Source organism: Streptosporangium sp. NPDC006930 (assembly GCF_040635605.1).
In the GTDB taxonomy this organism is placed as follows: domain Bacteria; phylum Actinomycetota; class Actinomycetes; order Streptosporangiales; family Streptosporangiaceae; genus Streptosporangium.
The window spans coordinates 1-24885 of sequence record NZ_JBEYID010000042.1 but is presented as its reverse complement, the minus strand read 5'-3'; the positions used below and the strand labels follow the sequence as shown (position 1 = coordinate 24885).

Here is a 24885-nt window from a genome sequence, read left to right as displayed (position 1 = left end):
AGTACTTCGGAGGTACGCGCCGATGTCGCAGGACCGGAAGCTCGTTGACTACCTGAAGTCGGTCGCCGCCGACCTGCGCGAGACCCGTCGGCGGCTCCAGGAGGTCGAGTCGGGCAGGCACGATCCGATCGCGATTGTCTCGATGGCGTGCCGCTTCCCCGGTGATGTCAACTCCCCTGAGGACCTGTGGCGTCTTGTGGCCGAGGGTGGCGACGGGATCGGGGAGTTCCCGACGTCGCGTGGCTGGGACCTCGGGATGGTGTACAACCCGGACCGGGAGAGCCGGGGGACCAGTTATGTGCGTGAGGGCGGCTTCCTGCACGACGCGGGGGTGTTCGATCCCGGGTTCTTCGGGATCTCGCCGCGTGAGGCGCTGGCGATGGACCCGCAGCAGCGGTTGCTTCTTGAGGTCTCCTGGGAGGCTTTCGAGCGGGCCGGGATCGACCCGATCTCGCTGCGTGGCAGCCACACGGGCGTGTTCGCCGGTGTGATCTACCACGACTACGGTCCGAGCGTCGAGTTCCCGTTGGACGTGAGGGGCTTCGTCAGCACCGGCACCGCAGGAAGCATCGCCACCGGGCGTATCTCCTACACGCTGGGCCTGGAGGGCCCGGCGGTGACGGTGGACACCGCGTGCTCGTCGTCGCTGGTGGCGCTGCACCTGGCCGCGCAGGCGCTGCGCTCGGGCGAGTGCGACCTGGCGCTGGCCGGTGGTGTGACCGTGATGGCCACGCCCGGAATGTTCATCGACTTCAGCGCGCAGGGCGGCCTGGCGGGTGACGGGCGGTGCAAGGCGTTCTCCGACGCGGCGGACGGCACGAGCTGGGCCGAGGGCATCGGCATGCTGGTCCTGGAGCGGCTGTCGGACGCCCAGCGCAACGGCCACGAGGTGCTGGCGGTGGTGCGGGGTTCGGCGATCAACCAGGACGGCGCGTCCAACGGTCTGACCGCGCCGAACGGTCCTTCTCAGCAGCGGGTGATCCGCCAGGCACTCGCAGGCGCCGGGCTCACTCCCGCGAACGTGGACGTGGTGGAGGCGCACGGCACCGGCACCACGCTGGGTGACCCGATCGAGGCGCAGGCGCTGCTGGCGACGTACGGTCAGGATCGGCCGGAGGATCGGCCGCTGCTGCTGGGTTCGGTGAAGTCGAACATCGGTCACACGCAGGCGGCGGCCGGTGTGGCGGGTGTGATGAAGATGGTGCTCGCGATGCGGCACGGGGTGCTGCCTCGGACGTTGCATGTGGACGAGCCGTCGTCGCACGTGGACTGGGCCTCGGGCGCGGTGCAGCTGCTGACCGAGAGCAGGCCGTGGCCCCAGGTGGATCGGCCGTGGCGGGCGGGTGTGTCGTCGTTCGGTTTCAGCGGCACGAACGCGCACGTCATCATCGAACAGGGGCCGGGAGTTCCTGACGCCGAGCCGGGTACGGATGAGCGGGCACCGGTAGGCGCGGGTGTGGTGCCGGTGGTGGTGTCGGGCCGCACGGCGGGGGCACTGCGGGCACAGGCCGGGCAGCTCGTGTCGTTCCTGGAGGGCGAGTCCGGTCCGCGTCTGGCCGATGCCGCGTTCTCGCTGGCCACGACGCGGTCGGCGTTCGAGCACCGGGCGGTGGTGCTGGCCGACGATCGTGAGGGTGTGCTGGCCGGGCTGGGTGCGCTGGCCGAGGACCTGCCGGGTGCCGGTGTGGTGCGCGGGGTGGCCGGAGCGCAGCCGGAACTCGCGGTGTTGTTCACCGGTCAGGGCAGCCAGCGGGCCGGGATGGGCCGGGAGCTGTACACGCGGTTCCCGGTGTTCGCGGCGGCGTTGGACGCGGTGATCGCCGAGCTGGACCCGCTGCTGGACGGGTCGCTGCGTGAGGTGTTGTTCGCCGAGCCGGGGTCGGCGGAGGCGGGGTTGCTGGATCGGACGGGGTGGGCTCAGCCGGCGCTGTTCGCGGTGGAGACGGCGCTGTTCCGGCTGGTGGAGTCCTGGGGAGTGGTACCGGATGTGCTGGCCGGTCACTCGGTCGGGGAGATCGCCGCTGCTCATGTGGCCGGTGTGTTGTCGCTGAAGGACGCGTGTGCGTTGGTGGCGGCGCGGGCGCGGTTGATGCAGGCGTTGCCTGCCGGTGGGGCGATGGTGTCGGTGCGGGCCTCCGAGGAGGAGGTCGTCGAGCTGCTGGCCGGGCGCGAGAAGGAGGTGTCGGTCGCCGCGGTGAACGGCCCGTCCTCGGTGGTGATCTCCGGTGTTGAGCAGGCGGTGCTTGAAGTGGCCGCCGCCCTGGAGGAGCGGGGAGTACGGACGAAGCGGCTGCGGGTGTCGCACGCCTTCCACTCGCCGTTGATGGACCCGATGCTGGAAGACTTTCGGGCGGTGGCCGGGTCACTGACCTACGGCGCGCCGGAGATCCCGGTGGTCTCGACCCTGACCGGGGAACCCGCCACCGACGAGCAGTTGTGCTCGCCGGACTACTGGGTGGAGCAGGTCCGTGGCGCGGTCCGCTTCGCCGACGGCGTGCGCGCCCTGCACGCTCAGGGGGTGCGGGCCTACCTGGAACTCGGCCCCGACGGTGTGCTCACCGCGATGGTCGCCGACACCCTCGCCGCCGACGTGGAGGTGCGCGAGCCGGACGCCGTGTTCGTGCCGGTACTGCGTAAGGACCGCGACGAGCACACGGCGGCGATGACGGCGCTCGCCGAGCTGCACGTGCACGGGGTGCCGGTGGAGTGGCGTTCGGTGCTGCCGGGCGGGCACCGGGTCGATCTGCCCACCTACCCGTTCCAGCACGAGTGGTACTGGCCCCGCGAACGGCGGATGGGTGACGCCCGAAACCTGGGACTGGCCGCGGCGGGGCACCCTTTGCTGGGCGCCGCCGTGGCGCTCGCCGCCTCGGACGGCGTACTGCTGACCGGCCAGCTGTCGTTGCGGTCGCAGGCATGGCTGGCCGATCACGTCGTGGCCGGGAGGGTGCTTTTCCCCGGCACCGCGTTCCTTGAGCTCGCCATCCGGGCCGGTGACCAGGTCGGCTGCGACCTGGTGGAGGAGCTCACCCTGGCGACGCCGCTGGTACTGGGCGAGACCGACACCGTCGCGGTGCAGGTGTGGGTGGGCGCCGAGGAGTCCGGCCGGCGCGACCTGAGCATCTACACCCGGCCGGCCACGGCCGACGACGACGAGCCGTGGGTACGGCACGCGGTCGGTGTCCTCGCCGCCGGAGGCCAGGTCGCCGAGCGACTCGACACCGACGTCTGGCCGCCGCAAGGCGCGTCCGCGATCGAGCTGGACGGGTTGTACGAGCAGCTCGCCGAGGGCGGGCTGAGCTACGGGCCGCTGTTCCAGGGCCTGCGGGCGGCCTGGCGGCGTGATGACGAGATCTTCGCCGAGGTGAGCCTGCCGAGCCGGCTTGAGTCGGACGCCGGTTCGTTCGGCGTGCATCCGGCCCTGCTGGACGCGGCCCTGCACGTGGTGACCTTCGCGGGACTGGACGATTCCGAGGGCACCCGCCTGCCGTTCTCCTGGGGTGAGGTGTGCCTGCACGCCGGTGGGGCGTCGGCACTGCGGGTACGACTGGCCAGGACCGAGGGTGATGCCGTCTCGTTGACGGTGGCCGATGTCGAGGGTGAGCCGGTGCTGACGGCGCGGTCACTCGTACTGCGCCCGATCGCGGCGACCACCGGCGAAGGCGGCCGCCGAAGCGAGCAGGACCCCCTGTTCAGAGTGGAGTGGACGGCGCTGCCGTCGGCGCGGGTGGCACCGGTGGCCGATCCCGCGCCCAAGGTGACGGTGGTCGCCATCGACACGCTCGACCTCGCGGATCCGTCGGCGTTCGGGGACACGGACCGGGCACCGGGGGTCGTGGTGACCGAAGTGATCTCCGATCAGGCCGGCGCGGTGGTGGACGCGACACACAGGCTGACCACACGCGTTCTCGACCTGCTGCGCCAGTGGCTCGCCGATGAGCGGTATCGCGATTCACAGCTGGTGTTCGTGACCCGGGGTGCGGTCGCGGCCGAAGACGGTGAGGTGGTGTCGGATCTGCCGGCCGCCGCGGTGTGCGGATTGGTGCGCAGCGCCCAGTCGGAGAACCCGGGCAGGTTCCTGCTGGTCGACATTGACGAGCACCAGGAGTCGCTGGCGGCTCTGCCCGGAATGCTGCCCATGGTGTTCGCCTCCGGCGAGCCGCAGGTGGCGGTGCGAGCAGGCGGGGTGCGGGTGCCGAGGCTGGTGTCACTGACCTCGGGTGCGGGTCTCTTGCCTCCGGCCGGTGCGGGTTCGTGGCGGCTGGGTAGCCGGGCCAAGGGCAGCCTGGACGCGTTGGAGTTGCTTCCGTTTCCGGCGGCGGCCGAGCCGCTGCAGAGCGGGCAGGTTCGGGTGGCGGTGCGTGCGGCGGGGGTGAACTTCCGTGACCTGCTGGACGGTCTGAACGCGCTCGGCTGGTTCCAGGACAAGGTCGGCCTGATGGGCAGCGAGGCCGCCGGTGTGGTGCTTGAGGTCGGCCCGGGGGTCGAGGACCTGCGCGTGGGTGACCGCGTGGTCGGCCTGGTCGATGGCGGCTTCGGCCCGTTGGTGGTCGCCGGTGCCGGCGGGTTGGTCAAGATTCCCGACGGGTTCTCGTTCGAGCAGGCCGCGACGATTCCGGTGGCGTTCCTCACCACCTACTACGGGCTGATGGAACTGGCCGGCTTGCGCGAGGGCGAGTCGCTGCTGGTCCACGCGGGCGCCGGTGGGACCGGGATGGCGGCGATTCAGTTGGCGCAGCGGCTGGGGGTGGAAGTTTTCGCGACCGCGAGTCCGGCGAAGTGGGATGTGCTGCGGTCGATGGGCATCCCGGACGATCACATCGCGTCGTCGCGGAGTGTGGAGTTCGAGGAGCGGTTCGGTGCGGTGTGTGGTGAGCGGGGCATCGATGTGGTGCTCAACTCGCTGACGGGTGAGTTCATCGACGCCTCGGCGCGGCTGTTGCGTCCTGGGGGCCGGTTCATCGAGTTGGGCAAGCTCGACATCCGCGACCAGGAGAGCTTCCCCGGGCTGGAGTACCACTGGTTCGACGTGATGGACGCCGGTCCCGAGCGGCTGCGGCAGATCCTGGCCGAGCTGATGGAGTTGTTCGCGGCCGGTGAGCTGCGGCCGTTGCCGGTGACGACCTGGGATGTGCGCCGGAGCCGGGAGGCGTTCCGGTTCATGAGCCAGGCCAGGCACACCGGGAAGATCGTGCTGACCATGCCCCGGGTCTGGGACCCGGAGGGCACGGTGCTGATCACCGGCGGCACCGGTGGTCTGGGTGCGGAGGTGGCCCGGCACCTGGTGGCCGAGCGGGGGGTGCGGCATCTGCTGCTGGTCAGCCGCCGGGGTCTGGAGGCTCCAGGTGCGGTGGAGTTGCAGGCCGAGCTGATCGCGCACGGGGTCGAGGTCACGGTCGCCGCCTGTGACGTGACCGACCGGGGTCAGGTCGCGGGCCTGCTGGCCGGGATCGATGCCGACCATCCGCTGACCGCGGTGATTCACACCGCCGGTGTGCTGGACGACGGCACGATCACCTCGTTGACGCCGGAGCGGCTGGATGCGGTGCTGCGGCCGAAGGTGGACGCCGCCTGGCACCTGCACGAGCTCACCCAGGGCCTGGATCTGGCCGAGTTCGTCCTGTTCTCGTCAGTGGCGGGGGTGATCGGAGCTCCCGGGCAGGGCAACTACGCCGCGGCGAACTCGTTCCTCGACGCGCTGGCTCAGCACCGTGGGGCCGCTGGGCTGCCCGGGTTGTCACTGGTCTGGGGTGCGTGGGCTCAGGACAGTGGGATGACCGGCACCTTGAGCGACGGTGACATGGAGCGGCTGACCCGTGCCGGTACGCCACCGATCGCACCGGAGCAGGGCGTCGCCCTGTTCGAGGCGGCGATCCGTTCCGGCGAACCGGTCGTGGCCCCGGTCCGGCTGGATCTGCCGGTGCTCCGCGCCCAGGGCGAGGTTCCGCCACTGCTGCGCAAGCTGGTGCGGGGAAGGCGCCGGTCCGCCGCGGGGAGGTCGGAGGCGGCCAGCACGCTGCTCCAGCGACTGGCTCCGCTCACGGTGGCCGAACGCGCCGAGGTCCTGGTGGACCTGGTACGTACCGAGGTTGCCCTGGTGCTGGGGCACGTCTCGCCGGAGACGGTGGAGGTGCGGCGGGAGTTCCGCGAGCTGGGGTTCGACTCGCTGACCTCGGTGGACCTTCGCAACCGGCTGAACGGCACGACCGGGTTGCGGTTGCCGGCCACGCTGGTGTTCGACTACCCGACACCGGCCGTGCTGGCGGAGTTCCTGCTGGCCGAGTTGCTCGGCGAGCACGCCGATGTGGTGGCTCCCAGCGAGGTCCGGCCCGTGGCCGACGACCCCATCGTGATCGTGGGCATGGCGTGCCGCTATCCGGGTGGAGTCACGTCTCCTGAGGACCTGTGGCGACTGGTCACCGAGGGCGCGGACGCGATCTCACCGTTCCCGACCACGCGTGGCTGGGATCCGGCGGCGTTCTACAGCCCCGATCGGGAGAACCGGGGCACCAGTTATGTGCGTGAGGGTGGGTTCCTGCACGAGGCCGGCGAGTTCGACCCGGGGTTCTTCGGGATCTCGCCGCGTGAGGCGCTCGCGATGGACCCGCAGCAGCGGTTGTTGCTGGAGACGTCGTGGGAGGCGATCGAGCGGACCGGGATCGACCCGGCGTCGCTGCGCGGCAGCCGTACCGGCGTATTCGCCGGGGTCATGTACCACGACTACGCGACCAGCGTGTCGTTCCCGCCGGAGGTGATGGGGTTCGTCGGCACCGGCACCGCCGGAAGCGTGGCGACCGGTCGCCTTTCCTACACCTTCGGGCTGGAAGGCCCGGCGGTGACGGTGGACACCGCGTGCTCCTCCTCGCTGGTGGCGTTGCACCTGGCATCGCAGGCGCTGCGGAGTGGTGACTGCTCGCTGGCGCTGGCCGGCGGTGTGACCGTGATGGCCAACCCGGGACCGTTCATCGACTTCAGTGCGCAGGGCGGACTGGCCGGTGACGGCCGGTGCAAGTCGTATTCGGATGCGGCCGACGGCGTCAACTGGGCCGAGGGTGTGGGCATGCTGGTGCTGGAGCGGTTGTCGGACGCGCGCCGCAACGGCCACCGGGTGCTCGCGGTGGTGCGTGGTTCTGCGGTGAACCAGGACGGTGCGTCGAACGGGTTGACGGCGCCGAACGGTCCCTCCCAGCAGCGGGTGATCCGTCAGGCGTTGGCCGGGGCCGGGCTCTCGGTGTCCGAGGTGGACGCGGTCGAGGGCCACGGTACGGGGACGACGCTGGGCGACCCGATCGAGGCGCAGGCGTTGCTGGCGACCTATGGTCAGGATCGGGACGAGGACCGGCCGCTGCTGCTGGGGTCGATCAAGTCGAACCTCGGTCACGCCCAGGCGGCTGCGGGTGTGGCCGGTGTGATCAAGATGGTGATGGCTCTGCGGCATGGGGTGCTGCCTCGGACGTTGCACGTGGATGAGCCGTCGTCGCATGTGGACTGGGCCTCGGGTGCGGTGGAGCTGCTGACCGAGCAGGTGGAGTGGCCGCAGACGGGTCGTCCGCGTCGGGCTGGTGTGTCGTCGTTCGGGATCAGCGGCACCAACGCGCACGTGATTTTGGAGCAGGGGCCGGAGGTTCCTGAGCGGGAGTCGCGTGACGAGGGCCAGGCGCCGGGTGCCGTGCCGTGGGTGGTGTCGGCGAGGACCCCTGAGGCGTTGCGTGAGCAGGCGAGCCGTCTGGGTGCGCTGGTGGAGACGGCCGACGAGCTTGACCCGGTGGATGTGGGGTCGTCGCTGGTGGGGTCGCGGTCGGTGTTCGAGCACCGTGCGGTGGTGGTCGGTGCCGGCCGTGGGGGGTTGCTGGCGGGGTTGGGTGCGGTGGCTTCCGGTGAGCCCACGGCGGGTGTGGTGTCCGGTGTGGCCGATGTGGTTGGGAAGTCGGTGTGGGTGTTCCCGGGTCAGGGGGCGCAGTGGGTGGGCATGGGCGCGCGACTGCTGGAGGAGTCGGGGGTGTTCGCGGCTCGGATGGCCGAGTGTGCGGCGGCGTTGGAGCCGTTCGTGGAGTGGTCGTTGCTGGATGTGGTCCGGCAGAGCGAGGGGGCTCCGTCGCTGGATCGGGTGGATGTGGTGCAGCCGGTGTCGTTTGCGGTGATGGTGTCGTTGGCGGCGGTGTGGGAGTCGTTGGGGGTTCGCCCTGATGCGGTGGTGGGGCATTCGCAGGGTGAGATCGCCGCGGCGGTGGTGGCCGGTGGCCTGTCGTTGTCCGACGGCGCCCGGGTGGTGGCGCTGCGCAGTCAGGTGATCGGGCGTGGGCTGGCGGGGTTGGGGGCGATGGCGTCGGTCGCGCTCCCGGTCGAGCAGGTCACCGAGCGGGTGGCTGCCTGGGACGGGCGGATCTCGGTAGCGGCGATCAACGGCCCGAACTCGGTGGTGGTGGCCGGTGAGATCGCAGCCGTCGAGGAACTGGTGGAGCAACTGAGCACTGAAGAGGTGCGGGTGCGGCGGATCGCGGTGGATTACGCCTCGCATTCGGCGCAGGTCGATCTGATCTCCGAGGAGCTGGCCCAGGTCCTGGCGGGGGTGGCGCCGCAGCCGGTGCGGGTGCCGATGCTGTCGACGGTGACCGGCCAGTGGGTGGAGGGCCAGGAGCTCGATGGCGGGTACTGGTGTGACAATCTGCGGCGCACGGTGGCTTTCGCTCCGGCGATAGGAGAGTTGCTGGAGCAGCGGTATCGGGTGTTCGTCGAGGTGAGTTCGCATCCGGTGCTCACGGTCGGGGTCGGCGAGTGCGTGGACGCGGCCGAGGTGGAGGCCGTGATCGCCGGGACGCTGCGCCGCGATGAGGGCGGTCTGGAGCGGGTGCTGGCCTCGGCGGCCGAGCTGTTCGTGCGCGGCGTGAAGGTGGACTGGCAGCAGGTGCTGCCCGGTGGTCGGCGGGTGGATCTGCCCACCTACGCCTTCCAGCACCAGCGGTTCTGGCCGGTGGGAGCGGGTTCCCAGGTGGGGAATGTGGCCGCGGCGGGGCTGGCGGTGGCGGGGCATCCGCTGCTGGGCGCCGCCGTGGGCCTGGCCGACTCCAACGGGGTGTTGCTGACCGGGCGGTTGTCGCTCTCGTCACATCCGTGGCTCGCCGATCACGCGGTGTCCGGGACGGTGATTTTCCCGGGTACCGGGTTCCTTGAGCTGGCGGTGCGGGCCGGTGACCAGGTCGGTTGTGACCTGGTGGAGGAGCTCACCCTGACGGCGCCGCTGGTGCTCGGCGAGGCCGACGCCGTCGCGGTGCAGGTGTGGGTGGGCGCCACGCAGGAGACGGGCCACCGGAGCGTGAACATCTACGCCCGGTCGGCGCAGGCCGCCGACGACGTGCCGTGGGTGCGGCACGCCACCGGCACGCTGGCCGTCGGCGCCCCGGTCACCGGTGCTCCCGATGCCGGGCCGTTCGACGCGACGGTCTGGCCCCCGGCCGGCGCGACCGCGATCGGGCTGGACGGAGTGTACGAAGGGCTGGCCGCGGGCGGGTTCGAGTACGGCCCGGTGTTCCAGGGATTGCGGGCGGCCTGGCGTGGTGCCGATGGCGCGGTGTTCGCCGAGGTCGCGCTGCCCGAGCAGACGGCATCGAGCGCGGGTTCGTTCGGGGTGCATCCGGCGCTGCTGGACGCGGCGTTGCACGCGGTGCCGTTCGTCGGGCTGGAGCCGGTCGAGGGCGGCCGGCTGCCGTTCTCCTGGGGGCAGGTGAATCTGCAGGCCACCGGAGCGGCGATGCTGCGCGTGCGACTGCTCCGGACGGGTGATGACGCCGTGTCGCTGACGGCGGTGGACGCCGCCGGGGAGCCGGTGCTGTCGGCGCGGTCGCTGGTGCTGCGCCCGTTCACGCCTGATCAGCTCGCCGTCGGCGGCGGTCAGGTGGCGGAGCGGGATGGGTTGTTCCGGCTGGACTGGACCCCGCTTTCCGAGATTTCGGTGGCTGATCCGGCGTCGGTGGCGGTGGTCGGTTTCTCTGGGTTCGAGCCGGACGCCCTGGGCCTCGTGGCGGTGTGGGAGTCGGCCGGGCACTCGGTGCCGGTTCACCGTGATCTGTCGGCGTTGGGCGAGGCGGGGCCGGTGCCGGGGATGGTGCTGGCCGAGGTGGTGACCGATTCCGCCGAGGACGCGGTGGCCTCGGCGCGTGCGGTGACGGCCGAGGTGCTGGGTCTGTTGCAGGGGTGGCTGGCCGATGAGCGGTTCGGCGGCTCGCGCCTGGTGTTCGTTACCCGGGGCGCGGTCGCGGCCGGTGAGGATGAGACGGTCTCCGATCTGGCGGCCGCTGCCGTGTGGGGCCTGGTGCGTAGTGCGCAGTCGGAGAACCCGGGCCGGTTCGCGCTGGTCGATCTGGGCCCTGGTGAGTACGGAGACGAGTATCCGGACCCAGGTGCGGATGAGACCTCGCCCGGTGCGCCGAGGGCCGCGCTTCCCGCGCTGCTGAGCGGGGTGCTGGCTTCCGGTGAGCCGCAGGTGGCGGTGCGCGAGGGTGGGGTGCGGGTGCCGAGGTTGGCGTCGCTGACCTCGGGTGCGGGTCTGTTGCCTCCGTCGGGTACGGCGTGGCGGCTGGGCAGCCGGGCCAAGGGCAGTCTGGACGCGCTGGAGTTGCTTCCGTTCCCGCAGGCGGCCGAGCCGCTGGAGGCTGGTCAGGTTCGGCTGGCGGTGCGTGCGGCGGGGGTGAACTTCCGTGACCTGCTGGACGGGTTGAACGCGCTGGGGTGGTTCCAGGACAAGGTCGGCCTGATGGGTGGCGAGGCCGCCGGTGTGGTGCTTGAGGTCGGCCCGGGGGTTGAGGACCTGCGGGTGGGCGACCGGGTGGTCGGCCTCACCGAGGGCGGCTTCGGCCCGGTGGTGGTCACCGGTGCCGGCGGGGTGACCAGGATCCCCGACGGGGTCTCCTTCGAGGAGGCCGCGACGATCCCGGTCTCGTTCCTCACCACCTACTACGGGCTGATGGATCTGGCCGGCTTGCGCGAGGGCGAGTCACTGCTGGTCCACGCGGGCACCGGTGGGACCGGGATGGCGGCGATCCAGCTGGCCCAGCGGCTCGGGGTCGAGGTGTTCGCCACGGCCAGCCCGGCGAAGTGGGACGTGCTGCGGTCGATGGGCATCCCGGACGACCACATCGCCTCCTCGCGCACCCTGGAGTTCGAGGAGCGGTTCGGTGCGGTGTGTGGTGAGCGGGGCATCGATGTGGTGCTCAACTCGCTGACGGGTGAGTTCATCGACGCCTCGGCGCGGCTGCTGCGCCCCGGGGGCCGGTTCGTGGAGATGGGCAAGCTGGACATCCGCGACCAGGAGCAGTTCCCCGGGCTGGAGTACCACTGGTTCGACGTACTGGACGCCGGTCCCGAGCGGTTGCGGCAGATCCTGGCCGAGCTGATGGAGTTGTTCGCAGCCGGTGAGTTGCGGCCGTTGCCGGTGACGGCGTGGGATGTGCGCCGTGGCCGGGAGGCGTTCCGGTTCATGAGCCAGGCCAGGCACACCGGCAAGATCGTGCTCACCATGCCCCGGGTCTGGGACCCGCAGGGCACGGTGCTGATCACCGGCGGCACCGGTGGTCTGGGGGCGGAGCTGGCCCGGCACCTGGTGGCCGAGCACGGGATGCGGCATCTGCTGCTGGTCAGCCGCCGGGGTCTGGAGGCTCCGGGTGCGGTCGAGTTGCAGGCCGAGCTGATCGCGCACGGTGTCGAGGTCACCGTCGCGGCCTGCGACATGGCCGACCGGGACGCGGTTGCCGACCTGCTGGCCGGGGTGGATGCCGAGCATCCGCTGACCGCGGTGATCCACGCGGCCGGAGTCCTGGATGACGGGACGATCGCCTCGTTGACGCCGGAGCGGCTGGCCGGGGTGCTGCGGCCGAAGGTGGACGCGGCGTGGCACCTGCACGAGCTGACCGAGGGCATGGATCTGGCCGGGTTCGTGGTGTTCTCCTCGCTTGCCGGGCTGATGGGCGGTGCGGGTCAGGGTAACTACGCGGCGGCGAACGCCTGGCTGGACGCGCTGATGGCGCGGCGTCGGGCGCAGGGATTGCCGGGGTTGTCGCTGGCGTGGGGTTTGTGGGCGCAGGCCACCGGGATGACCGGGGGCATGTCGCAGGCCGACGTGCAGCGGATGACCGCCGCGGGGCTGCCGCCGATCAGCACCGAGCAGGGGCTGGAGCTGTTCGACGCCGCCATCGACTCCGATGCGCCGCTGGTAATCCCGGTGCGGCTGAACATACCGGCGATGCCCGCTCAGCTGGTGCCGCCGCTGTTGCGCGGGCTGGTGCGCGGCACCCGTCGTACGGCGGCATCGGTGCCCGCCCTGGGCGAGGGCACCCTGTTGCGGCAGTTGGCCGGATTGACGCAGGCCGAGCGGACCCGGTTCGTGACCGACCTGGTCCGCACCCAGGCCGCTGCCGTCCTCGGGTACCCCTCGCTGGAGGCCGTGGACGTCCGGCGGGAGTTCCGCGAGCTGGGCTTCGACTCGCTGACCGCGATCGAGTTGCGCAACCGCCTCAACACCGCCACCGGGCTGCGGCTGCCCTCCACCCTCGTCTTCGACTACCCCACTCCCACCGCGCTGGGAGAGTACCTGCTGAGCGAGGTGCTCGGCGCGCACGGCGACGCCATCCTGCCGGTGGCCACGGTCTCGGTCGGAGACGACCCGGTCGCGATCGTCTCGATGGCCTGCCGCTACCCCGGAGGGGTGAACTCCCCGGAGGACCTGTGGCGGCTGGTCATCGAGGGCCAGGACGCCATCACCCCGCTGCCGACCGACAGAGGCTGGCAGACCCACGGTGACATCGACCTGAAGGGCGGATTCGTCTTCGACGCGCCCGAGTTCGACGCGGAGTTCTTCCGGATCTCACCGCGTGAGGCGCTCGCGATGGACCCGCAGCAGCGGCTGCTGCTGGAGGCGGCCTGGGAGGTCCTGGAAAACGCGGGCATCGACCCGGACTCGTTGCGCGGCAGCGACACCGGCGTGTTCATCGGCTCCGTCGGCTCGGGCTACATGCCAGGGGAGGAGTCTCGCGGTCACATCATGACCGGGCAGCTGGCCAGTGTGGCCTCCGGCCGGATCTCGTACACCCTGGGCCTGGAGGGTCCTGCGGTGACGGTGGACACCGCGTGCTCGTCGTCGCTGGTGACCATCCACATGGCGGCGCAGGCCCTGCGCAACGGGGAGTGCTCGCTCGCGGTGGCCGGTGGCGTCACCGTCATATCGACCCTCGCGGCGTTCGGAGAGCTCGGTGAGCAGGGCGGCCTGGCACCGGACGCCCGCTGCAAGGCGTTCTCCGACTCGGCGGACGGCATCGGATGGTCCGAGGGCGTCGGCCTGGTGATGCTGGAGCGGCTGTCGGACGCCCAGCGCAACGGCCACCAGGTGCTCGCGATCGTTCGCGGGTCGGCGATCAACCAGGACGGCGCGTCCAACGGTCTGACCGCGCCGAACGGCCCCTCGCAGCGGCGGGTGATCCGCAAGGCCCTGGCCGTCGCCGGGCTGTCCGCCGACGAGGTGGACGCGGTCGAGGCGCACGGCACCGGCACCGCCCTGGGTGACCCGATCGAGGCGCAGGCGCTGCTGGCGACGTACGGCCAGGACCGGCCGGAGGAACGGCCGCTGCTGCTGGGTTCGGTGAAGTCGAACATCGGCCACACCCAGGCCGCCGCGGGCGTCGCGGGTGTGATCAAGATGGTGATGGCTCTGCGGCACGGCATGCTGCCCAGGACGCTGCACGTGGACGAGCCGTCCTCGCACGTGGACTGGGCCTCGGGTGCGGTGGAGCTGCTGACCGAGCCGGTCGAGTGGCCGCGGAACGGTCACCCCCGCCGGGCGGCGGTGTCGTCGTTCGGCATCAGCGGCACCAACGCCCACATGATCCTGGAGCAGGGACCCGAGGCGGCGGAGCCGACGGCCGAGGAGCCCACCGGACCGGCGGGCGGCGTACTGCCCTGGGTGATCTCGGCTCGTACGGCCGACGCGGTACGGGCGCAGGCCGGGCGGTTGACGGCGCATGTGCGCGCCAGGGGCGAGCTCGACCCGGTGGACGTGGGCTCGTCACTGGTGTCGTCGCGGTCGGTGTTCGACCACCGCGCGGTGGTGGTCGGGCGTGACCGGGAGGAACTGCTGGCGGGACTGGCGGCGGTCGTCTCCGGAGACTCGGCGACGAGTGTGGTGCGCGGCTCGGCAGATGTGAACGGCCTGACGGTGTGGGTGTTCCCCGGCCAGGGGGCGCAGTGGGCGGGCATGGGTGCGCGGCTGCTGGAGGAGTCGGCGGTGTTCGCGGCTCGGATGGCCGAATGCGCGGCGGCGCTGGAGCCGTTCGTGGACTGGTCGCTGCTGGACGTGGTCCGGCAGAGCGAGGGTGCCCCGTCGCTGGATCGGGCAGATGTGGTGCAGCCGGTCTCGTTCGCGGTGATGGTGTCGCTGGCGGCGGTGTGGGAGTCGCTGGGAGTGCGGCCGGACGCGGTGGTGGGGCATTCGCAGGGTGAGATCGCCGCGTCGGTGGTGGCCGGTGGCCTGTCGTTGCAGGACGGCGCGAGGGTGGTGGCGCTGCGCAGCCGGTTGATCGCCGAGCGGCTGTCCGGGCACGGGGTGATGCTGTCGGTGATGGCGCCGGTGGAGCAGGTGCGTGCGGCGCTCGCCGAGGACGGTCTGCTGGACCGGATTTCGATCGCCGCGGTCAACGGGCCCAGGGTGGTCACCGTCGCCGGCGACGGAGAGGCCATGCGGGTGCTGGAGCGGCGCCTGTCGGCCGAAGGCGTCATGCGCTGGCAGCTGGCCGGTGCGGACTTCGCCGCGCACTCGCCCCAGGTCGAGCGGTTCCGCGACGACCTGCTCTCGGATCTGGCGGAGGTGGCGCCGCGTGCGGCGCGGGTGGCGATGTTGTCGACGGCGACCGGGCGGTGGCTGGACGGCACGGAGCTGGACGCCGGCTACTGGTACGAGAACGTGCGGCGGACGGTGGAGTTCGCGCCGGCGGTCGAGCGGCTGCTGGCGGAGCGGTATCGGGTGTTCGTCGAGGTCGGCCCGCACCCGCTGCTGACGTTGGGAATCGAGCAGGCCGTGGACGCGGCGGGGGTGGCCGCGGTGGTCGCCGGGACGCTGCGCCGCGACGAGGGCGGCATGGATCGGGTGCTGGTCTCGGCGGCCGAGCTGTTCGTACGCGGCGTGAAGGTGGACTGGCAGCAGGTGCTGACCGGCGGTCGGCGGGTCGACCTGCCGACATACGCCTTCCAGCATCGGCGTTACTGGCCGAGCGGGGTGCGGATCGCCGATGCCCGAGGGCTCGGCCTCGTCGCGGCCGGGCATCCGCTGCTGGGCGCCGCGGTCGGGCTCGCCGACTCCGACGGCGCGCTGCTCACCGGCCTGATGTCGGTGCGCGCGCATCCCTGGCTCGCCGATCACGCGGTGGCCGACACGGCGCTGTTCGCCGGCACAGGGTTCCTTGAGCTGGCGATCCGGGCGGCGGACCAGGTCGGCTGCGACCGGGTGGAGGAGCTCACCCTGGCCGCCCCGCTGGTGCTCGCCCCGGACGGCGCCGTCGCCGTCCAGGTGGTGGTGAGCGCGTCCGACGAGACGGGCCGCAGGAACCTCGCGATCTACGCGCGGCTCGCCGACGCGCCGGACCAGCCCTGGGTACGGCACGCGGCCGGTGTGCTGGGCGTCGGAGCGCGTACGGCGCGGTTCGACACGGCCGTCTGGCCGCCCGAGGGCGCGACGCCCATCGCGCTGGACGGGCTGTACGACGATCTGGCCGAGGGCGGCGTGGTTTACGGACCCACCTTCAAGGGACTGCGGGCGGCCTGGCAGCGCGACGGGGAGATCTTCGCCGAGGTCGAGGTGCCGGAGGAGGTCGGCGACGTCGGTCTGTTCGGCCTGCATCCCGCATTGCTGGACGCGGCGTTGCAGCCCGCCTCGTTCATGGATCTGACGGAGCAGGGCCAGGGGCGGCTGCTGTTCTCCTGGAGCGGCGTCTGCCTGCACGCCAACGGCGCTTCGGCGTTGCGGGTGCGGCTGGTCAAGACCGGAAGCGGTTCGGTGTCGCTGGCGGCGGTGGACGCCGAGGGCGCGCCGGTGCTTACGGCGGAGTCGCTGGTGTTCCGGCCGGTGTCCGCGGACCAGATGCTCGCCTCCGGCGGCCAGGGACCGGAGCGGGACGCGCTGTTCACCCTGGAGTGGGTGGTCGCGCCCACGGTCGTCTCTCCGACGGACGCGGTGGCAGGCCTGGACTGTGTCGAGCTGGACTGGCCGGAACCGGGCCGTCCGGGACTGGGCGAGCTGCGCTGGGCCGAGCCGGGTCAGACCGAGCCCGGGGCACTGGACCGGGTGCCGGACGTCGTGACCGTCGAGATCGGCTCGCCCGCCGAAGCGGGCGGAGCGTCGGCGGCACGGGAGCTGACCGGCCGGGTGCTGGAGCTGCTGAGGCAGTGGCTGGCCGATGACCGGTTCACCGAGTCGAGGTTGGTACTGGTCACCCGGGGCGCGGTCGCCGGCGGGGAAGACGAGAGCGTCACGGATCCGGCGGCGGCCGCGGTCTGGGGGCTCGTACGCGTCGCGCAGGCCGAGAACCCCGGACGCTTCGTACTGGTCGACGTGGACGAGCGGGAGACCGGGCTGTCGGCACTGCCCGAGGCGCTGGCCTGCGGCGAGCCACAGATGGCGATCCGCGAACACGTGGTCCGCGTTCCCCGGCTGGTCCGCCTGACCCCGGGTGAGGACGGCGCGCGGCGGCCGGACCTCGACGGCACCGTTCTGATCACGGGTGGTACGGGCGGTCTGGGAAGCAACCTGGCCCGGCATCTGGTGGCCGAGCACGGGGTCCGGCACCTGCTGCTGACCAGCAGAAGAGGGCTGGACGCTCCGGGCGCGGTGGAGTTGCAGGCCGAGCTGATCGCGCACGAGGTCGAGGTCACCGTCGTCGCCTGCGACCTGGCCGACCGGGACCAGGTCGCGGAACTGCTCGCCGGCGTGCCGGCGGAGCACCCGCTCACCGCGGTCATCCACACCGCGGGCGTCCGTGACGACGGCATGATCCCGTCGCTGGACGCGCAGCGGCTGGCCAACGTGTTCGGGCCCAAGGTCGACGGCGCCTGGCACCTGCACGAGCTCACCCGGAACCTCGACCTGGCCGCCTTCGTCATGTACTCCTCGATGGCCGGGCTGGTCGGCGGCGCCGGACTGGGCGGTTACGCGGCGGCCAACGCCTACCTGGACGCCCTCGCCCAGCACCGCCGGGCACAGGGCATGCCGGGCCTGTCCCTGGTGTGGGGGCCGTGGGCGGCGGACGCCGGCATGGCCGGAGAGCTCTCCGAGACGGACCTGCGCCGGCTCACGGCCGCGGGATTCCAGCTCTTCTCCTTCGCCGAGGGGTTGGCGCTGTTCGACGCGGTTCTGGGCTGCGACACGCCGGTGGTGGCACCGGTCCGGCTCAACCTGCCGGCGCTGCGGGCGTTCGGTGAGGTGCCACCGCTGTTGCGCTCGCTGGTACGGGGCACCCGCCGTACGGCGGCGGCCCCGGTGTCGGGCGCGGACGGGGCGCTGCTGCGGCAGCTGGCCGGGCTGCCCCCCGCCGACCGCAGCCGACTGGTGACCGAGCTGGTCCGAGCCCAGGCCGCCACGGCGCTGGGACACGACTCTCCCCAGATGGTGGAGGTGCGGCGGGAGTTCCGCGAGCTGGGCTTCGACTCCCTCACCGCCGTCGAACTGCGCAACCGGCTCAACGCCGCCACCGGGCTGCGGCTGCCCGCCACCCTGGTGTTCGACTACCCGACCCCCGTGGTGCTGGCGGAGTTCCTGCTGGCCGAACTGCTGGGTGAGCACGGTGACGTCGTCGTCCCGACGGCGATCGCGTCGGTGGCCGACGACCCGATCGTGATCGTGTCGATGGCCTGCCGCTATCCAGGTGAGGTGCGCTCTCCCGAGGATCTGTGGCGGCTCGTCACCGAGGGGCGCGACGCCATCTCCCCGCTGCCGGTAGACCGGGGCTGGCAGGTGAACGGCGAGCTGGACTTCCACGGCGGTTTCATGTCCGACGCCGCGGACTTCGACGCCGGGTTCTTCGGGATCTCGCCGCGTGAGGCCCTGGGGATGGACCCGCAGCAGCGCGTTCTGCTGGAAACCACCTGGGAGGCGTTCGAACGCGCCGGAATCGACCCGCTGTCGCTGCGGGGCAGCGACACCGGTGTCTACGTCGGCGCGAGCGGTTCGGGCTACATCCCGTCGGACGAGGCCCGCGGTTTCATGGTGACGGGCCAGGCGGGGAGCGTGACCTCGGGCCGGCTGTCCTACACGCTGGGTCTGGAGGGCCCGGCGGTGACGGTGGACACCGCGTGTTCGTCGTCACTGGTGGCGATGCACATGGCGGCGCAGGCGCTGCGCTCGGGTGACTGCTCGCTGGCACTGGCCGGCGGTGTGACCGTGGTGGCCACGCCGATGGGGATCGTGGAGTTCAGCGCTCAGGGCGGGCTCGCCGCCGACGGGCGGTGCAAGTCCTACTCCGACGCCGCCGACGGCACCAGCTGGGCCGAGGGCGTGGGCATGGTGGTCCTGGAGCGCCTGTCCGACGCGCGGCGCAACGGCCACCGGGTCCTGGCCGTCCTGCGGGGTTCCGCGGTGAACCAGGACGGCGCGTCCAACGGGCTGACCGCGCCGAACGGTCCCTCGCAGCAGCGGGTGATCCGCCAGGCCCTGGCCGGCGCCGGCCTGACCCCCGCCGAGGTGGACGCGGTCGAGGGCCATGGCACGGGCACCGCGCTGGGTGACCCGATCGAGGCCCAGGCACTGCTCGCCACCTACGGCCAGGACCGGCCGGAGGACCGGCCGCTGCTGCTCGGATCGCTGAAGTCGAACATCGGTCACACCCAGGCGGCCTCCGGCGTGGCCGGTGTGATCAAGATGGTCATGGCGATGCGGCACGGCGTGCTGCCCAGGACGCTGCACGTGGACGAGCCGTCCTCGCACGTGGACTGGACCTCGGGCGCGATAGAGCTGCTGACCGAGCCGGCCGAGTGGCCGTCGGCCGACCACCCCCGCCGGGCGGCGGTGTCGTCGTTCGGCATCAGCGGCACCAACGCCCACGTGATCATCGAACGGCCGGAGGCGCAGGACGCGGAGTCCGAGGGCGCGGAGTCCGAGAACCGCCCACCCGCGCCGGACGGTGCCGTGCCGGTCCTGGTCTCCGGCCGGTCGGCGGAGGCACTGCGGGCACAGGCCGAGCGGCTCGCGGCGTACGTGGACGACGAGCCCGGTCTGCGCCTGGCCGACGTGGCGTACTCGACGGCCACCACGCGCTCGGCGTTCGAGTACCGGGCGGCCGTGGTGGCCGCCGACCACGCCGGTCTGGAAGCCGGCCTGCGGGCACTGGCGGAAGGCCGGCCCGGTGCGGGCGTGCTGCGGGGGTCGGCCGCGGCCGAATCGAAGCCGGCGGTGCTGTTCACCGGCCAGGGCAGCCAGCGGGCCGGGATGGGCCGGGAGCTGTACGACCGTTTCCCGGTGTTCGCGACGGCGCTGGACGCGGTGGTCGCCGAGCTGGACCCGCTGCTGGACGGGTCACTGCGCGAAGTGCTGTTCGCCGAGCCCGGCACGGCCGAGGCGGAGCTGCTGGACCGGACCGGCTGGGCGCAGCCCGCGCTGTTCGCGGTGGAGACGGCGCTGTTCCGGCTCGTCGAGTCGTGGGGAGTCCGCCCCGAGATCATGGCGGGACACTCGATCGGGGAGATCACCGCGGCGCACGTGGCCGGGGTACTGTCCCTGTCGGACGCCTGCGCGCTGGTGGCGGCGCGTGGCCGGTTGATGCAGGCGCTGCCCGCCGGCGGGGCGATGGTGGCGGTGCGGGCCTCGGAAGAGGAGATCGCCGAGCTGCTGGCCGGGCGTGAGACCGAGGTGTCGATCGCGGCCGTGAACGGTCCGGCGTCCGTGGTGATCTCCGGGGATGAGCAGGCCGTTCTCGAGGTCGCGGCCGCACTGGAGAAGCGGGCGGTCAAGACCCGGCGGTTGCGGGTCTCGCACGCCTTCCACTCGCCGCTGATGGACCCGATGCTGGAGGACTTCCGCACCCTGGCCCGGACGTTGACCTTCAGCGCGCCGCGGATTCCGATCGTGTCCACGGTGACCGGTGAGATGGCCACGGCCGAGCGGCTGTGCTCGCCGGACTACTGGGTGGAGCAGGTGCGGAGCGCGGTGCGCTTCGCCGACGGGGTGCGGACGCTGCACCGGCAGGGTGCCACGGCCTACGTGGAACTCGGGCCGGACGGGGTGCTCACCGCGATGGCCGCCGACACCCTGGCCGAGCTCACCGCCCAGGACTCGCCCGCCCAGCTCTCCGGCACCGACGCGGTACTGGCGCCGGTGCTCCGCGGTGACCGGGACGAGCAGTCGACGATCATGACGGCCCTGGCCGAGCTGCACGTGCGCGGAGTACCGGTGGACTGGCGGGCGGTGCTCCGGGGCGGGCATCGGATCGACCTGCCGACGTACGCGTTCCAGCGTCAGCGGTTCTGGCCCGACGTGGTCGGCTCCCAGCTGGGGAACGTGGCCGCGGCGGGCCTGGCCTCCGCGGGGCACCCGCTGCTGGGTGCCGCGGTCGGTCTGGCCGACTCGGCCGGAGTATTGCTCACCGGCAGGCTGTCGCTGCGGACGCATCCGTGGCTGGCCGACCACGCGGTGGCCGGAACGGTGATCTTCCCGGGCACCGGGTTCCTTGAGCTCGCCATCCGGGCCGGTGACCAGGTCGGCTGCGACCTGGTGGAGGAGCTCACCCTGACCGCGCCGCTGATGCTGGGCGAGCGGGACGCCGTCGCGGTGCAGGTGTGGGTGGGTGCGGCGGCGGAGTCCGGCCGCCGCAACCTGAGCGTCTACGCCCGCCCGGCCGAGGCCGCCGACGACGAGCCGTGGGTGCGGCACGCCACCGGCGTGCTGGCCGTGGCCGACGGTCGCTCTCGCTCGCTCGCCGACATCGCGGCCGGCTTCGACGCGGCGGTGTGGCCGCCGCGTGACGCGACGGCCATCCAGCTGGACGGCCTCTACGACCAGTTCGCCGCGGGCGGTTTCCACTACGGGCCGGTGTTCCAGGGACTGGGAGCGGCCTGGCGGGGCGCGGACGGCGCGGTGTACGCCGAGGTCGTCCTGCCCGAGCAGGCGCAGTCGAGTGCGGGTTCGTTCGGGGTGCATCCCGCGCTGCTGGACGCGGCGCTGCACTCGGTGAGTTTCGTCGGCCTGGACGACTCCGAGAGCGGACGGATGCCGTTCTCGTGGGGTGAGGTGTGCCTGCACGCCGGTGGCGCGTCGGTGCTGCGGGTGCGGGTGGCCAGGACCGGTGGTGACGCGGTCTCGGTGATCGCGGTGGACGGCGCGGGGGAGCCGGTGCTGTCGGCGCGTTCCCTGGTGCTGCGACCGGTCGCGGCCGACCAACTGGCCGTCGGCGGCCGCGACCTGTACCGGGACTCGCTGTTCCAGCTGACCTGGACGGCGTCGTCCGAGACGGCGACGGAGAACGGCACCGGGCTCGACCCGGTCGCGCCCGTCCTGGATCTGGCGTCGGATCCGGAGGCGGCACTGGCGGCGCTGGAGACCGTCCCGGAGACGGTGACCGTCGCGGTCGGTTCCACCGAGCAGGGCGACGTGGTCGCCGGGGTTCACGAACTGACCGCCGCGGCGCTGAGCCTGCTGCAGGCATGGTCGGCCGACGATCGCTGCCGCCGCTCCCGGCTGGTCTTCGTGACCAGGGGCGCCGTCACGACGAGCGAGGGCGAGACCGTCGCGGACCTGGCGGCTGCCACGGTGTGGGGGCTGGTGCGGTCGGCCCAGTGGGAGGACCCGGGCCGCTTCGTACTGGTCGACGTCGACGACGAGCCGTCCTCGTCCGTACTGGCCGGAGTGCTGGCCTCCGGCGAGCCGCAGGCGGCGGTGCGCGAGGGCGGGGTGCGGGTCCCGCGCCTGGCACGGGTGGCGGCGGCCGATGAGGCCGGACGGCCCTGGAACCCGGACGGCACGGTGCTGATCACCGGTGGGACCGGTGGTCTGGGAGCGCAGTTCGCGCGGCACGTGGTGGCCGAGCGCGGGGTGCGCCACCTGCTGCTGGCGAGCCGCCGGGGCCTGGACGCGCCCGGCGCGCTGGAGCTGCGGGCCGAGCTGATCGCGTACGGTGTCGAGGTCGGGATCGTGGCCTGCGACGTGGCGGACCGGGACGCGGCGGCGGCGCTGCTGGCAGAGGTGCCGGCCGAGCACCCGCTCACCGCGGTGATCCACACCGCCGGTGTGCTGGACGACGGCATGATCACCTCGTTGACGCCGGAGCGGCTGGCAGGAGTGCTGCGGCCGAAGGTGGACGCGGCCTGGCATCTGCACGAGCTGACCCGGGGCCTGGACCTGGCGGCGTTCGTGCTGTTCTCCTCGCTGGCCGGGGTGATGGGCAACGCGGGGCAGGGCAACTACGCCGCCGCGAACGTCTTCCTGGACGCGCTGGCCCAGCACCGGCGGGCCGAGGGACTGCCCGCGCTCTCGCTGGCCTGGGGCGCCTGGACCCAGGACGTCGGAATGACCAGCACGCTGGACGACACCGACATGCGCAGGATGGCGCGGGCGGGGATGCCGTCGCTCTCGCTTGAGCAGGGCCTGGCGTTGTTCGAGGCCGCCGTCGCGCTTGAGCAGGCGGTGCTGGTTCCTGTCCGGCTGCACCTGCCGTCGCTGCGGACGCAGGGTGACGTGCCGGCGGTGCTGCGCGGGCTGGTGCGAGGCGGGCGCAGGTCGGCGGCGTCGGGCTCGGTGGTGGCCGCGACGCTGCTGCAGAGGCTGGCCCCGCTGGGTCTGGCGGAGCGCACCGAGGTCCTGCTGGATCTGGTGCGTACCGAGGTGGCGGTCGTGCTCGGGCACGCGTCGCCGGAGACCGTGGAGGTGCGCAGGGAGTTCCGCGAGCTGGGCTTCGACTCCCTCACCGCCGTCGAGCTGCGCAACCGGCTGAACAGCGTGAGCGGGCTGCGGTTGCCGGCCACCCTGGTGTTCGACTACCCGACGCCGGCCACGCTGGCGGAGTTCCTGCTGTCCGAACTGCTCGGTGAGGACGCCGACGTGGTCATCCCCGCGTCGGTGGTACCGGTCGCGGACGACCCGATCGTGATCGTGGGCATGGCCTGCCGCTACCCGGGTGGAGTCACCTCGCCGGAGGACCTGTGGCGCCTGGTCAGCGAAGGCGGGGACGCGATCACCCCCTTCCCGACGACGCGCGGCTGGAGTCGCGGCTCCCTCGAGGGGAGCACCGAGAGCCGGGCCGTCAACTACGTGGAAGCGGGCGGCTTCCTGCACGAGGCGGGAGAGTTCGACCCGGGGTTCTTCGGGATCTCGCCGCGTGAGGCGCTCGCGATGGACCCGCAGCAGCGGCTCCTGCTGGAGACCACCTGGGAGGCGATCGAGCGCACCGGGATCGACCCGACCTCGCTGCGCGGCAGCCGTACCGGCGTGTTCGCCGGAGTCATGTACCACGACTACGCGACCAGCATGCCGTTCCCCGCGGACGTGGTGGGCTTCATGGGTACCGGCACCGCGGGAAGCGTCGCGACCGGGCGTATCTCCTACACGCTGGGCTTGGAGGGCCCGGCGGTGACGGTGGACACCGCGTGCTCCTCCTCGCTGGTCGCGCTGCACCTGGCCGCGCAGGCACTGCGCGGAGGTGACTGCTCGCTGGCGCTGGCCGGTGGCGTGACGGTGATGGCCACTCCGAGCCCGTTCATCGACTTCACCGGTCAGGGCGGCCTCGCCGGCGACGGGCGGTGCAAGTCCTACTCGGACGCGGCCGACGGCGCGGGCTGGTCCGAGGGTGTGGGCATGCTGGTGCTTGAGCGGCTGTCGGACGCGCGCCGCAACGGCCACGAGGTGCTCGCGGTCGTGCGGGGTTCCGCGGTGAACCAGGACGGCGCCTCCAACGGTCTGACGGCACCGAACGGTCCCTCGCAGCGGCGCGTCATTCGTCAGGCGCTCGCCGGGGCGAGGTTGTCACCGAACGAGGTGGACGCGGTCGAGGGCCACGGGACCGGCACGGTTCTGGGTGACCCGATCGAGGCACAGGCGCTGCTCGCGACCTACGGCAAGGACCGGGACGAGGACCGGCCGCTGCTGCTGGGGTCGATCAAGTCGAACCTGGGTCACACCCAGGCGGCGGCGGGTGCGGCCGGTGTGATCAAGATGATCATGGCGATGCGTCATGGGGTGCTGCCTCGGACGTTGCACGTGGATGAGCCGTCCTCGCATGTGGACTGGGCCTCGGGCGCGGTGGAGCTGCTGACCGAGGCGACGGAGTGGCCGCGGACCGGTCGTCCGCGTCGGGCGGGTGTGTCGTCGTTCGGGATCAGTGGCACCAACGCGCACGTGATCATCGAGCAGCCTGAGGTCGCGACGGTGGCACGTCCGCAGGACGATGGCGTGCTGCCCGGTGCGGAGGTGGAGCCGCCGGCGGTTCCGCTGGTGGTGTCGGGTCGTACGGGCGAGGCGCTGCGGGCGCAGGCGGGGCGGCTGGTCTCGCACCTGGAGGGTCGCGATGCCGCGCTGACCGATGTGGCGTTCTCGCTGGTGGGGTCGCGGTCGGTGTTCGAGCATCGTGCGGTGGTGGTCGGCGGGGATCGTGGGGGGTTGCTGGCGGGGTTGGGTGGGGTGGCTTCCGGTGAGCCCACGGCGGGTGTGGTGTCCGGTGTGGCGGACGTTGATGGGAAGTCGGTGTGGGTGTTCCCGGGTCAGGGGGCGCAGTGGGTGGGCATGGGTGCGCGGCTGTTGGAGGAGTCGGGGGTGTTCGCGGCTCGGATGGCCGAATGTGCGGCGGCGTTGGAGCCGTTCGTGGAGTGGTCGTTGCTGGATGTGGTGCGGCAGGTGGAGGGGGCTCCGTCGCTGGATCGGGTGGATGTGGT

1 protein-coding gene is annotated in these 24885 nt (G+C 72.2%); it reads left to right on the top strand.

The features are described 5' to 3' along the window. Positions 1–22: 22 nt before the first annotated feature. Positions 23–24885: SDR family NAD(P)-dependent oxidoreductase (locus ABZ664_RS38445; RefSeq protein ID WP_362522020.1), on the top strand; the 24863-nt coding region annotated here is incomplete at its 3' end.